This window comes from Nocardiopsis sp. JB363, assembly GCF_900143625.1.
Classification (GTDB): Bacteria; Actinomycetota; Actinomycetes; order Streptosporangiales; family Streptosporangiaceae; genus Nocardiopsis.
In genome coordinates this window covers 86467-99142 of the sequence record NZ_FRFF01000097.1, presented here as the reverse complement: position 1 = coordinate 99142, position 12676 = coordinate 86467, and the positions used below count along the sequence as shown (strand labels likewise).

Genomic DNA, 12676 nt, shown 5'->3' with positions numbered 1-12676 from the left:
AGCTCGCCGCGGCCGACCTGGTCAAGAAGGACAACGAGAGGGTCGTTTCGACCTTCGCCAATTCGGCCAAGCGCTGGATGGCCGCCGTCTGAGACGTGGCCACCGACCACACGCTTCACGGAAAATACGAACGGCGACAGGGGAGCCCATGACCATCGCAGACCGCGCAGCGTCGGCGACCGACGCCGGCACCATCGAGAACGAGATCGAGGCGTACCTACTCGAGAACTGCAGGACCGTCGGCTTCCTCTGTTGGAAGTTCACCAGCCCCGGCAGGGCAGGAGTGCCCGATCGCGTTGTCATCACCCCTTGGGCCACGGTCTTCGTCGAGGTCAAGCGCCCCGGCGGGCGCCTCCGCCGCCTCCAGCAGGCGATCAGAGCCAAGATGCTCCGCGCTGGCGCGGCCGTCTACGTCGTCGACAGCCGATCGGCCGTCGACGCCCTCGTTGCCGAGCTCGCCGCCGACTGACCACCCAGTTCCCAAGGATCAACACCCCCCATGACAACACCATCACTTGTCGCACGGTTCCACCTGACCAAAGACCCCTCCACCGAGTGCACGATCGCCGCTCGCAAGGACGGTGGGCTCTGATGGCGAAGAAGCGGACCAAATTCGGCCAGCTCACCCACCGCGACCTCAGGGCCTTTGACCAAAGGTCCACAGACCTCGTCCTCGCCGCGATGGACGCCGGCTGCACCGGGCGCGTCTCGTCCAACGGACACGCCATCCTGCACAACAGCGCCGGCCAGACCACGTCGGTGCCGCCCAACTCGGTCTCCCTCAACCGCTCGGCCCAGAACGCCGCCGCCGATCTCAAAAGATTCCTCGAGGGGCACACGACCCAGCCGGAGGCGGCGCCCGCGCCAGCCAACCCCACCTCGCCGATCACCGTCGTCGAGGCCCTCGATCGCTACGGGATGACCTTCTCCAACTGGATGGACACCAACGGCGAACTGAGCCCTAAGGACAAGATTGAAGTCGTGCCCGCTCCGGACGGATCGCCGTTATTCTCCCTGCTGCCCGAGTCCGCTCCGACACCGGTCGAGACGCCCGCTGAAGAAACCGAGGAGGTGGTCTACCCCGTGACCGCCGTCGCCGAAGCCAATTCGGTGACCGGCAAGACCGTGCGCAACCGGCTGCGAGCCGCCGGGGGCCGTGACAAAGACGGGCGCTACCGCGCGACGCCGAGCAAGCTGCTGCGCGCCGGTCTCGACGTGCCCTCTCCGGCCGAGCCGAACCAGACGGAGAGGACCGATGACCAACAAGCCCTCTCCCCTGACGTCGATGCCGCCGAGATCCTCGACCGGATCCGCTCGCTCCTCGGGGAGGACCCACGCGTCCAAGTCCTCAAGGCCGAGAAGGAAGCACTATCCGACGAGGCGATCAGACAAGAGCGCCGTGCCGTCGCCGCCGAGGAGCGCTGTGCCGAGACCGAAAAAGAGCTCGGTGAGACCAAAGCCCGGCTGGCCCTGGTCAAGGAGGCCTTCGAGGCGTAACGGCCCGATCGATTCGTGTGCGGGCCACCCAGGAGAGCCTCTTCGCCGAAAGGTTGGTCGGCATCGCCGAAGCCGATGGTCCTGCAGGTTTCCATCGCAGATTCTGAAGTAGCGAGTGAGTCTGTTCCCGCCAATCACACCGTTGAACCGCGGCGAAACCAACGCCCAACTCCTCGCCGAGTCGGCCTCATTCGTCGCCCTCGACGAGGCCCAAGCACCCACCGCACCACGAAAGGAGGCCGACCATGGCCATCGCGCTCAAACCGCATCAGCAGCAGACGGTTGACTTCATCACCAGCCGCCCGCACTGCGGAGTCTGGGTGGACATGGGTGGGGGCAAGACGCTATCGACCCTGGTCGCGCTCATGCAGCTTCGGCCCGTTGGCCACATCCTCGTCGTCGCGCCCGTGGCGATCGCTCGGTCGACCTGGATCGAAGAGATCGAGAAGTGGCAGATGCCTATCCGCACCCGCTCCCTCATCGTTGACGACAACGATCTGCAGCTGAGCAAGGACGAGCGGCTCGCCCGCTTCGCCGAGATCTCCACCGACCCCCCGTCGATGTACTTCATCAACCAGGAGATGCTCACCCAGCCGTCCCAATCACCCCGGGTGCTCGTCGCCGCCCCTGACACAGCCGACTCCGTGCCGGTCTCCTCCGAGGCGCAGGGCGTGCTCGACCTGGGCCGCGCGCTGGGACCGCTGAAGCAGGATGAACTCGTCTCGGCCGTGAGGGCCGCAGCCGTCGAGCACGGCGAGAAGCCGGCGGCCAAGGCCCGTGTCGCCGCCTGGATCAAGGAGCTGGTCAAGGCCTCCCGACTGGTGCGAGAGGCCGTCGAGTGCCGATCCTGCTCAGGCGAGGGCTGTCGGCAGTGCCGCTTCGGCCTCGTCGATCAGATGCTGTTCGACGAGGCCGGGCCCACCTGGCCGTTCCGCACCGTGATCATCGACGAATCACAGGGGTTCAAGTCCCACTCCTCCAAGCGGTTCCAGGCGCTCAAGGCCATCCGTCCCACCGTCGACCGCTTCATCGAGCTCACGGGCACACCCGCGGCCAACGGGCTCGAGGGCCTGTGGTCACAGATGTACCTTCTCGACGGCGGTGAGACTCTCGGGCACAACATCACCGCCTTCCGCGACCGCTGGTTCACCCCGAAGATGGTCCCCGGCACGAACACCCCGGCCAAGTGGGTGCCCAACCCCGAGGCCGAAGACGAGATTCACCGGGCCATCGGGCATCTGGTAATGAGCGCAAAGAACACCGAGTTGAATCTTCCCGGCCGCACGGTCGAGGACGTGACCATCAGGCTCGCGCCGGACCTGATGGATGACTACAAGTCCTTCAAGAGAGAGCTCGTCCTCGACGTCGTCAGCCAAAACCTGGTGCCCCTCGCGCACGAGGCCTTCGACCAGTGGCTGGCCACGTCCGCTGCCGAGGCCCAGACGGTGGCCGTCGAGCTGGCAGGGCTGACGGGCGACGACCACGAGGACGCGTACCAGGGCCACCTGCAGCGCTTCCTCGACGCCAACCACGTGCCCCTGGTGACCACGGTCGTGGCTCAGAACGAGGCCGTGCTGACGAGCAAACTGCTGCAGTACGCCAGCGGCACGCTTTACACCTCCGACCCGGACGATCCGTCGACCAAAGGCCGCTACGAGGTCGTCCACACCGCCAAGGCCGAGATGGCCGAATACCTCATCCGCAACAACGGCGACTCCCCGGTGCTGCTGGCCTACAACTTCCGCTCCGACAAGGAGCAGCTGCTGGCCAGGTTGACCAAAGCCGGAATCGCCGCCGAGGAGTTCGACGGCTCGCGGACGATGACCCGACGGTGGAACGCCGGTCGAGTTGAGGTGATGCTCGTCCACCCGGCTTCGGCCGGCCACGGGCTCAATCTGCAGGACGGCGGCCACACCCTCATCTGGTACACCGTCCCGTTCAACCTCGAGCACTACCTGCAGATGAACAAGCGCCTCGACCGCCCCGGACAGACACGGCCGGTGATCATCTACCGGCTGCTGACCAAGGGCACTCATGACGAACGGGTGCCCGGTGTCCTGAGGGAGAAGCAGCACACCCAGGACACCTTGCTCGACGCGGTGTCGATACAGCACCGCGACGACCCGAAGCTCGCCGCTCTCAGCGACGAGCTCGCTGACGACATCTGGGCCCTCGCCCCCGCGTGAACGGGGTGTCAAAACGACGGGCGCGGTCCGCAGTTCGACCGGCTTCTGCGAGCCGGTCCGGTCCCGGTCTCTGGCTCCGATCTCCGCCACAGGCGGTCGGGAGCGGGGGTTCTGGCCGGCCGAGCCGGCCCGGGTTCCACAGGGAGACCACAGCGGGCACCGCTTCGCTTCCCACAACGTTCACTACTCGTCACGCAGGAGGAAGGTGTGCCCGTCATGGTCAAGCATGAGGTCCCGACCGGGTACGAGGAGCTGTACAAGGGTGTCAGAACCAAGATCGGCCGGAAACTCCTGGACGCCACGGTGGCGTACCACCGCCAACCGGATTTCGGCTGGGACATCTGGCGCGACCTGGAATATCAGCGGGTTTTCAGGGAATGGACATCGCTTGCGATCACGCCCTTCTCGACGTCGCGTGACGCGGATGCGCTCACCCGGTCAAATTTCCGCGTGATCAAGCGCAAACTGGAAGAGATCGCTCCGTACCACGTGGATACCCAGATGTCGCGTCATTGGGCGGTCGGGTGGACCGAGAACATCATGGTGGACCCGGGCCACACGCAGCTCGCCATGGCCGTTATGAAATGGGTCGAGACACTCGAAGAGTGCAGAATCATTGACGAAGACGACCTCGCTGTGCTGGAGCGGGAGGACTACATGGAGCACCTCCGCTCCGAGGTGCGCTCCGAGATCGTCGAAGAGGTCCAGGATTATCTCGCGACGGTGTACGGCGTGCATGGACTCGACGAACTGTCCTACGAATTGCTTGAGGAAACGTCCGCACGTGTTGAAGCGTCGCGCAAACACCCATGGTTTGCGGACGAAGAACACCCCGAAGACCCGTGCGATGTTTGTGGTCTCGTCCGGGACGCTTCCGTCCACCATGTTCCCGAACCGCCAATTCCGGGGCAGGAAACGCTTCCCGGCGTCTAATGCTGCCTGTGCCACAGTGGTCCCCCGAGTATTCCGGTACGGCGGGGGTCTCGCTGTGGGTGGACAGTCCATCCTGATGTGCTTCGAGGAGTGAATATGGACAAGGACCCCATTGCCGCCGCGCTGGCAGGTGGCGTCGATCCGGAGACCGCTGTTCGGCAGGAGATCCTGCGACACGCAGTGATGAAAAACATCACATGCCCTTACACGAAGCGGGTGCTCGACGTGAGCACCACAGTCCTGGTGGACATGACCAAGTCCGGTGGGAAGAACCCCGTCACCCTGGTGATGCACAGCGAAGCATTCGACGGCCTCGGCGGAACCTCGGGCATTCGGGCGACGATGGCCTCCGCCTTCAGCCACGACCCTGAGAAGATCGTGATCACGGACGGACGTACGCTGACCTGGTAGGACACAAGTCCCACATGATCCTCCAGCCGTGCTGTTGGTACGGGCAACGTCGCGTACCTTCACCTGTGTTCGAAGAGTCGTAACGTACCGGAGTAGGGGTAGGGACTTAGCTGATTGGCTCGGTTAAGGTCTTCGGGAGCGTTGATCCCAGTAGCAGCACGACTCAGGGCAGGTGACGGCGTTCTCCGTGGAAGATCCCGAAAGTGTCAAGTTTGAGGGCCGCGGACTGCAATGCCGGTGTGCTTACTTTCGGGTTATTCGAGCACATCGAATGTAGTGCCACTGAGAGCATAAAAATTCGTTCGAGTGCTCCCCCGGTGTCGGCGCATGCTGGTATCCGGTGCGCCGTGTGGGCTCATGTGCTGTGTGAAATACTGGATTTTCTGGAAACCGTTTCACCGCAGACTGTCAAGAAAGCGAAAATCAAGTTCCCCATAGGGGATTGATGTCCTGCTGTTGGGCTCGATTCCCGAAATTCGATCCCTGTAGTAGAGTGCCAAGATCCTTCTCGAAATCCCAGGCTATAGGAACCATTTCGTAGATCCTCGGGTTGCGTATATTCGGCGCGTCGCTCCTTGGGGTAATAAACTGAAATCCACCAATGTCATATTAAGGGGCATCGGCGGAATCGAAGCATCCTTATAAGTGATGCGGATCACGGCTGGGAGATCGCCGCTCGGGCCCAAGGCCATGCCGGTGGGATATCGAGTATAGCGTTTTCGACGATGTGAGGGCTGCGGTAGGGCGGGCCATGGAAATTTGAAAAGACATATTCCGAGGCAGGAGCGGACAATGACTTTCGAACTGATGGATGATCGGATAGGTGCTGCGGAAGACGAACTGCCGGGTTCCGAAACCGGAACGACGGCCCGTCTGCCTCGCCTGGGAAGAGACCTACTTCGATCACCTTTTCGAGGACTGCGTCAGCGGTAAGGGTGCAGACGGCTTGGCATGTAATGAAGCCGAACTCGCCTTCCTGTTATGTGACGGCCGGCCCGCGCCGACAACGGTGAGTGCTGGGCTGAGCTGACCACGAGCAGGCTGGTCGTCCTCGATGCGGTGCTCGCCCTGCTCATTCGGCAGGAGGTGACGCCCCCGACCCCGACACCGAATTCCCTGCGAACGACCCGGCTGCTCACCAACGGCCGGGTCGTTCGCGTCTTCTACCCAGAACAGGACGCCCACCCCATGACCAGGACGACAGCTGCGGTCCATCGCCGAGAGATCGTCGGGTTACTACGCGCCAATGCCGGGCCCCGCAGCCTCCCCGTGGTTTTCGACGACTTCGTCGAGACGGCCGCGCTGACCTTGCGCAACGCCGTCGATATCCGCGGGCGCGGCGAGCGGGAGGCGCGGTACCTCGCTATCGCCGACCGGTACTCGCGAGAGGAGCTGGACCGCTTCGCCCGCGCCATAGGACTGACCGTGCTGGCGATGGAGGCCAAGCCCAGTGACGTCCTCGGACGCCTCTACATGGAGCTCGAGCTCGGCAACGACCGCCTGGGCCAAGTCTACACACCAGACGACGTCGCCCGGCTCATGGCCGCGATGACCATCGGCGACGTCGTCGACCAGGTGGTCGCCCACGGGTTCGCCGAACTCTACGAGCCCGCCTGCGGGGCTGGCGGGTTCATCGTCGCCATGACCGAAGAGATGGGCGCGCACGGGCTCGACCACCAGACCCAGCTGCACGTCACGGCCGAGGACCTCTCCCGGAAGGCCGTCCACATGATCTACATCCACCTGGCGCTGCTCGGCGTCCCGGCGATCATCCGCCACCAGGACACCCTCACACGCGAGGTCTTCAGTATTTGGCCGACCCCCGACCATCTCCTCGGCGGATGGGGCCCACGACTGCAACGCCGGTCCGACCTCAATGCCAGCGCGGACACTGATCTGACATCGCCGACAGAGAAAGAGAAATGATAAAGAGCATCACTCTCACACGATCGCAGCTTGAGGAGTGGGCCGACCGACCGCTCAGCGGTGACGACCTCGACCGACTCGCTTCAGCGATTGTGAATTCGTCAATACCCGACGCTATCAACGAGATCGTCACAGGATTCGACGACCGTGAAGGCTCTGGTGAGCGTGGTTGAAAGGTGACGTGCCCGCCTAACGGCGGGCACGGGTCAGAGTCGATGGGATCGGAACGCCCTGCGCCCCGATCCCATCGACTCTCGTTCGAGCGCACCCCAGCGAAAAATCCGCGCCCCAGTCGCGGGCTTCGCCGTTTCCTGATGGTCGTCGCTGAAAGACCTGACGATCAGCCCAATGATTTTTCGAAGGGGTATCTACCATGCCTGGACCCACCTGCCTGAACTGCCTTGACCACCCCGGGTGGGCCGCCGACGTCCCCAGAGCCCGCGAGGAGCCCACTGACCACTGCCGCTCCTGCCTCGGCTCCGGCCGCGACCGGCGGTGCCCGCCGGTGCCGGAGGGTTTCTGGGCCCAGATCGATCATCAGCTCGCTCGAATCCGCGACCAGAGGGTATCCGCCTTCGACCAGGTCCGCGCGGTGCTCCTCGACGAGTGCTACGACGCCGTCATCGCCGAGGTCAACCGCAACTTCGTCCGCCGCTTCTCCACCGACCAGGCGTTCTTCGCCGGATCCGGGGGAGAGGAATCGCTGGTGGAGGCCCTCAGTGAAGCTGGCTGGGAGATGACCGCGGTCGAGGCCTCCTACCACTACGTGATGGCCCACCCCGGCACCGACGAAATGCTCACGTACATCGAAGGGGATCTCGAGCGCGGCGGCGCCATGCTCCGCGGTTGATCAACCCATAGAGCGCCAGGGAGGCAGTTCATCGACACGGTGTCGTTCCAATGTCTCTTCGACTGCACCCCGACTTTCTCGCTCACTCCACGAAGGAATCAGCTGTGTCCCTCCACATCGATGCCGTCCACAATCCCACCGTTTTGAAGACCACTGAAGACGAGTTCGCCGAAGAGACCGGTGGCCAGTACGAAGGCGAAGGTGACGCCGAGATCCTCGTCCTCAGATACGACGAGGCCGTGACGATCGAAGGTGACCTTGAGCAGTTCGCCCGCAACGTCTGGGCCGCCGTCTTCGGCCAGCAACCGAACCCGCCCCATGGGCATCTGCACCTCGAACCCGCCGAACCGCGCCCCTGCCCGGTCGAGTACGGCGTGACCTGGGCCATCCAGCAAGACGGCAACCCGCCGATCGAGGCCGCGATCACCGTCTGGCAGAAGTACTTCCGCCGCGGCCCGATCCAGCCCAGCGCCGACGAGGCCTGCGTGTTCACCGTCGTCGACGATGACCGCCGGGTCGACATCGACCTCAGCGATGAGCGCTTCGCACCCTACTTCGACTAAAAGACATCTCACGTGCTTATACACCGCCTTCGACCGCCGAGCCATCGGCACCAGCCCCGACAGGCCCGTCTTCGAAGTGGTCCTCTTCGGTGACCCGTCCCCGGGCGTGGTCGAGCTCTACGCCCTCACCCCCATCGATCCCCTGCTCACTCCGGCCGCCGTCTGGCTGGACGAGCACACCCAGGCCCCGCGGTGGCCCCACCTGCACGCCGAAGGAAGGAGGGCCCCGTCATGGACCTGGACTTCGTGCACATCCTCGCCACCGGTACCGGGCCCGACCAAGCCCATGAACTGCTCGCACTGGCCTGCGACGGACAGGGCCGCCCCGGGGCGGGGATCGTGATGACGATGAGCACGGCCGCCGTGCGTCAGGTCGTCGATGAGCAAATCGGCGCGATCCGCTGGCACCAGGCCAGCGGAGAGGCCAGCGAGATCTACGTGAAACCGACGATGCGCCGCCAGGGGGTGGCGACCGCGCTGTGGAGAACCGCGCGCAACCTGCACATCATGGCCACCGGCGGACGCCCCCTGCGGATCTCGGGGCGCCGTACGGTCCTGGGTGACCTGCTGGCCCAGCGGGTGTGCGACCCGCCGCTCCTGGACGAACTCGTCCTGCCCATGACCCCCGCGAGGAGGCCGCAGGCGCGGGGCAACACCAGCTGGCGCCCGACGACATCGACGCGGCCCTGGACCGGTATCGCTACCTGGATGTACCCGCGCGCCTACTGCGCTCCCACTGCCGAACAGGCCTGGATCCAGCGCTCCCGCGCCCGACGCCGATAAGCCCATCGCCTCTTCCCTGCCGCCTCTGTCCTTCTCCTCGGTGGAGGTGGCCATGCACGTTCCCAAGCTCGCCACCACGCGCCACCCCAGACACCCGGACTGTCGCTGCCAGGAGATCGCTCCGACCCCTCAGCGCACCGCGCGACGCTGGATCACCACGCAGCGGCGCGCTTGCAAGCACGCCGCCCGCCAGTATTTGAAGCGCATCCTGCGCGCGGAAGCGGCTCCGTATCTGTAGATCCCATCCGGGAAAAGAAGCCCACCCTCGGCGAGCTGCACCGTGGGCTGCCTCGACCGCATCTCCGGCCAGGCCGCCTACGTCGGTCGGCCCGAGTCGATCGTTTTCCGCGAGGAGATCCGTCCCGAGCGCTGTTTCGCACCGAAGATCGATGGCGGATCCGATCCTACGAATCGAGCTGATCATGCCCATTCTCACCGAAATCAACGACGAGAACCCGCTTCACATCGTCTCCGCGAAGACCTTCATGCGCCATGCCGAGCAGGTCGCCGCCGACGCCAAGCACCTCGCCGACAGATCGCGCATCGACTACGTCCGGCTGATGCTGGCTCACGCCTTCCCCGGTTACGAGACCGCTGTCTTTCGCCGCGCCTAGGACGAGAACGATCCCACCTTGGTGCGAATCGAGTCATCGGCTGCACCCAGCATCGCCACTGACGGCGATGACAGCGACCTTTCGACTGACCAAAGAGACGCCATCTTCGAGGCCGAGCATCGGATCCGCTTGGTCCACGCAGGCATCGATGACAATCTCGCCGCTCATCTCGATGAGAACGAGCACTCGCACGGCGAGTGGATCGAGCACGCCCTGCCGCTGCATCCCCGTCGCTGAACGAAGGAGCCGCCCTTGGCCACAACAGCACCCATCAACGAGTTGTTCGTTCTCTACCGCAGCCTGGACCATCCCACGCTCCGCGCTCGTCTGGCCGCCGATTTTGACGAGATCGAGAAGCTTGTCGACGAGCACGGCGACCAAGTCGACATCGACGACCCGGTCAAGATGAAGGCCGAGCGGCCCTGACCTCCCTCCACAGATAAGGGCTTTTTACGATGACCGCACCCTCCGACACCGTCGTCCGCGCGACGGTTCTCCGACTCGCGAGCTTCGACGAGGCCGGGATCATCAGCCAGTCGCTGGCGCACACTGGCGGCTTCGATGCGGTGGCGCAGTTGTTGACCGCCGACGACCCTCAAACGGCCTCAGCGCACCTCCCGCACCCGATAGACAAGCAGGCCGTCGAGAAGTTGCGCTCGGACTTCGCCCGCACGGGCGGCTGGGACTCCGGTGCCATCGACGTCGCAGCCATGGCCGAGCACGACGCTCGACTCATCGCCTTCGATTCGCCCGAGTACCCAACACGGCTGAAGAGCTCCGGCACGTCCGCGCCGGTCGCACTATGGGTGACGGGTTCTGGCCATCTTGCCGAGGCCGTCGAGGAATCGGTAACCGTCACCGGCGCTCGCGCTTCGACCCAATACGGTGATCATGTGGCCGAAGAGTTGGCACACGATCTCGTCCGCTCGGGAACCGCCGTGATCTCATCGACGGGCTTCGGCATCGACACCGCTGCGATGCGCGGAGCGCTGATGGCCACTGACTCCGGTGACGAGCTGCCGCGCGCACTCGCTGTCCTGCCTCAGGGCCTCGACATCATCTACCCCCAGGGCAACGCCTCGTTGCACCGTCAGCTCACTGGCAGAGGAATGCTCGTGACCGAAGCAGCGCCCGGTGCCCAACCCACACGCGCGATGTTCCTTCGCCGCGCACGGGTCCTCGCCGCCCTGTCACAGGCCTCGGTGATCGTTGAGGCAGGCCAGCGCTCGGGCGCCTTGGGAGTGGCCGCGCGAGCACACGAACTCGGCCGTGCCGTCGGTGCTGTGCCCGGTCCTACGACCTCGGCAGCATCAGCTGGCACGCATCGGTTGATCAAGCAGGGCACCGCCATGCTCGTGACTGATGCCGACGACGTCCTGGCGGTGATCGATCGATGATCACATACGATCATTGAATCATGAGATAATGGAGGATATGGGAACCTACGACACCTTCCTCGACCCACTGAACGGCGAGGAGTACCAGAGCAAGGCCTTCGGTAAGGGGTTGCGGACATACCGACCAGGTGACGCCGTCACCCCTCGACGAGCACCGCTGAGTAAGGAGGACTACGGAGCCTACAACGCCAGCGAATGGAACCCCGTCATCCCCGGCCTGGAGTCGATCACCCTCCAGTCACGCGTGGAGCACGCCACCAGCGAGAAGTACATCGACATCGCGGAGGGCATCTACACCGGAATCAGCTCCGAGCGAGACATGAACGTCCCACTCATCGACCATTACGGTCGGCTGATCGACGACGACTCCGTCGACTGAGGCGTCAGATAGACCACGAAGCCCCAGTGTTCGACGATGCTAGGGCCGATTTATGAGCCCGATAACTATGTAATTGATGAGTAAATGGGTGATTGAAATGGAGGATTGAGCGGCGAGTCCTTGAAGGAGTGGGGTCACGATGACCAGCAAGAATCGGAGCCCGGTGCAGAACTCGCCGACGAAGACACACATCGTCTACGACGTCAACGTCCTCGTCGACGCCTACCTGCAGAACCCCGATCCCTACGACTGGCCGAGGCTGCCGCCCAAGACCCCGGCCGCGGCCGCCGACTGCGTCGGGGCGACGGACCAGAACGCCGGATTCAGCCTGTGGCTCTCGCCTCACATTCTCAACAACACCAGGCGCGTCCTCGTCAACAAGGAACGCGTCTCCGAATACAGGATCGACGAGTACCTCCACGTCCTCGAGGAGATCGCTATCGCCTCGGGCGGAGATGTCATCGAGCCCCAGCCGGTGCCCGAAGAGAAGGTCCTCGACTGCACCGACCACGAGGACAACTACATCCTCGACCTCGCTCATCTAACAGGAGCCGAGATCATCGTTTCCAATGACGCCGATCTCACCTCGATGTCCGGCTGGCGGGGCACCCCGATCCTACAGCCGCGCAGGTTCGCCTCGTACGTTGACGGCGCATGGCGTCTCAAGCAGCATCAGCTGCCGGAGAAGAGGATCACCGAACGCATGCGGGAGCGCGACTATCGGCGGGCTACGCGCACGGCCAACACCACCGCTGCGATGCTCGACCATCACCCCAAGGAGTTCCACCGCGACCGCGAGCGCTTCGATGCCGACCTTGATCGGCTCGCCGAGATCGTCGATGGCTGGAACCCCGGCAGTGAGCAGATGAAGAAGCGCATCGAGGTCTGGGAGAAGAACATCACGACCTTCGAAAAGCGTGTGGCCGATCTCGACGACATCGTCGAGGGTAAGCCCGAGATCGCTCACTCGGCGCTGGCCGACCTCGGTTCGAAACTCGACTTCGCCCTCGACCGCCTCGACCCGAAACGGCAGGATCGGGGATCTTCCCTCGTCGACGAGTACAAGTCCAGCCCCAATCCGCAGGCGAAGTCGGGAGATGACCAGCTTCAACCGGGGGGCTGACCCGCGAGCAAGGA

Annotated in this window: 15 protein-coding genes; all 15 read left to right on the top strand. The window is 64.2% G+C overall.

Annotated elements, in window-relative coordinates; translation table 11 throughout:
* Nucleotides 1-148 precede the first annotated feature (148 nt).
* The 15 genes from BQ8420_RS14455 (at nucleotide 149) to BQ8420_RS14390 (ending at nucleotide 12662) form a co-directional block, all read left to right on the top strand.
* Entirely contained in the window at nucleotides 149-469 is a 321-nt protein-coding gene (locus BQ8420_RS14455; protein ID WP_087099330.1) for a VRR-NUC domain-containing protein, read from the top strand.
* A gap of 122 nt (nucleotides 470-591) precedes the next feature.
* The gene (locus BQ8420_RS14450) at nucleotides 592-1497 is read left to right on the top strand and encodes a hypothetical protein (RefSeq protein WP_087099329.1); all 906 of its coding nucleotides are present in this window, start codon (nucleotides 592-594) and stop codon (nucleotides 1495-1497) included.
* A gap of 245 nt (nucleotides 1498-1742) precedes the next feature.
* Nucleotides 1743-3683: a DEAD/DEAH box helicase gene (locus BQ8420_RS14445; RefSeq protein WP_087099327.1), complete on the top strand. Its 1941-nt coding sequence runs from the start codon at nucleotides 1743-1745 to the stop codon at nucleotides 3681-3683.
* A 216-nt stretch (nucleotides 3684-3899) separates the two neighbouring features.
* A complete protein-coding gene (locus BQ8420_RS14440) occupies nucleotides 3900-4616 on the top strand; it encodes a hypothetical protein (protein WP_143847278.1) in 717 nt (238 codons plus the stop codon).
* Nucleotides 4617-4712: 96 nt separating this feature from the next.
* Nucleotides 4713-5027, top strand: coding sequence for a hypothetical protein (locus BQ8420_RS14435; protein WP_087099323.1), 315 nt, complete (start codon nucleotides 4713-4715; stop codon nucleotides 5025-5027).
* Between the two features lie 1059 nt (nucleotides 5028-6086).
* Nucleotides 6087-6953 carry an N-6 DNA methylase gene (locus BQ8420_RS14430; protein ID WP_235006211.1) on the top strand — a complete coding sequence of 289 codons (867 nt, stop codon included), beginning with the start codon at nucleotides 6087-6089 and terminating at the stop codon, nucleotides 6951-6953.
* Between the two features lie 373 nt (nucleotides 6954-7326).
* Nucleotides 7327-7803 carry a hypothetical protein gene (locus BQ8420_RS14425; RefSeq protein WP_143847276.1) on the top strand — a complete coding sequence of 159 codons (477 nt, stop codon included), beginning with the start codon at nucleotides 7327-7329 and terminating at the stop codon, nucleotides 7801-7803.
* A gap of 104 nt (nucleotides 7804-7907) precedes the next feature.
* On the top strand, nucleotides 7908-8366 hold the full coding sequence (locus BQ8420_RS14420; protein ID WP_087099318.1) for a hypothetical protein: 459 nt from the start codon (nucleotides 7908-7910) through the stop codon (nucleotides 8364-8366).
* Between the two features lie 231 nt (nucleotides 8367-8597).
* The gene (locus tag BQ8420_RS14415; protein ID WP_235006209.1) at nucleotides 8598-9149 is read left to right on the top strand and encodes a GNAT family N-acetyltransferase; all 552 of its coding nucleotides are present in this window, start codon (nucleotides 8598-8600) and stop codon (nucleotides 9147-9149) included.
* 389 nt (nucleotides 9150-9538) lie between these two features.
* The gene (locus tag BQ8420_RS14410) at nucleotides 9539-9763 is read left to right on the top strand and encodes a hypothetical protein (protein ID WP_087099316.1); all 225 of its coding nucleotides are present in this window, start codon (nucleotides 9539-9541) and stop codon (nucleotides 9761-9763) included.
* A gap of 18 nt (nucleotides 9764-9781) precedes the next feature.
* Entirely contained in the window at nucleotides 9782-10000 is a 219-nt protein-coding gene (locus tag BQ8420_RS14405; RefSeq protein ID WP_143847274.1) for a hypothetical protein, read from the top strand.
* A 15-nt stretch (nucleotides 10001-10015) separates the two neighbouring features.
* Nucleotides 10016-10189, top strand: coding sequence for a hypothetical protein (locus tag BQ8420_RS31930; RefSeq protein WP_160049312.1), 174 nt, complete (start codon nucleotides 10016-10018; stop codon nucleotides 10187-10189).
* Nucleotides 10190-10218: 29 nt separating this feature from the next.
* Nucleotides 10219-11160: a DNA-processing protein DprA gene (locus tag BQ8420_RS14400; protein WP_087099312.1), complete on the top strand. Its 942-nt coding sequence runs from the start codon at nucleotides 10219-10221 to the stop codon at nucleotides 11158-11160.
* Between the two features lie 37 nt (nucleotides 11161-11197).
* On the top strand, nucleotides 11198-11539 hold the full coding sequence (locus BQ8420_RS14395; RefSeq protein WP_087099310.1) for a hypothetical protein: 342 nt from the start codon (nucleotides 11198-11200) through the stop codon (nucleotides 11537-11539).
* A gap of 139 nt (nucleotides 11540-11678) precedes the next feature.
* Nucleotides 11679-12662 (top strand): putative toxin-antitoxin system toxin component, PIN family, encoded by a 984-nt coding sequence (locus tag BQ8420_RS14390; RefSeq protein ID WP_087099307.1) that lies wholly within the window; start codon nucleotides 11679-11681, stop codon nucleotides 12660-12662.
* Nucleotides 12663-12676: the final 14 nt, after the last annotated feature.

What these genes read in the sequence shown, in the direction of transcription:
- BQ8420_RS14455 (WP_087099330.1), top strand. Translation starts at nt 149, where the DNA reads ATGACCATCGCAGACCGCGCAGCGTCGGCGACCGACGCCGGCACCATC.
- BQ8420_RS14450 (WP_087099329.1), top strand. Translation starts at nt 592, where the DNA reads ATGGCGAAGAAGCGGACCAAATTCGGCCAGCTCACCCACCGCGACCTC.
- BQ8420_RS14445 (WP_087099327.1), top strand. Translation starts at nt 1,743, where the DNA reads ATGGCCATCGCGCTCAAACCGCATCAGCAGCAGACGGTTGACTTCATC.
- BQ8420_RS14440 (WP_143847278.1), top strand. Translation starts at nt 3,900, where the DNA reads ATGGTCAAGCATGAGGTCCCGACCGGGTACGAGGAGCTGTACAAGGGT.
- BQ8420_RS14435 (WP_087099323.1), top strand. Translation starts at nt 4,713, where the DNA reads ATGGACAAGGACCCCATTGCCGCCGCGCTGGCAGGTGGCGTCGATCCG.
- BQ8420_RS14425 (WP_143847276.1), top strand. Translation starts at nt 7,327, where the DNA reads ATGCCTGGACCCACCTGCCTGAACTGCCTTGACCACCCCGGGTGGGCC.
- BQ8420_RS14415 (WP_235006209.1), top strand. Translation starts at nt 8,598, where the DNA reads ATGGACCTGGACTTCGTGCACATCCTCGCCACCGGTACCGGGCCCGAC.
- BQ8420_RS14410 (WP_087099316.1), top strand. Translation starts at nt 9,539, where the DNA reads ATGGCGGATCCGATCCTACGAATCGAGCTGATCATGCCCATTCTCACC.
- BQ8420_RS14400 (WP_087099312.1), top strand. Translation starts at nt 10,219, where the DNA reads ATGACCGCACCCTCCGACACCGTCGTCCGCGCGACGGTTCTCCGACTC.
- BQ8420_RS14395 (WP_087099310.1), top strand. Translation starts at nt 11,198, where the DNA reads ATGGGAACCTACGACACCTTCCTCGACCCACTGAACGGCGAGGAGTAC.
- BQ8420_RS14390 (WP_087099307.1), top strand. Translation starts at nt 11,679, where the DNA reads ATGACCAGCAAGAATCGGAGCCCGGTGCAGAACTCGCCGACGAAGACA.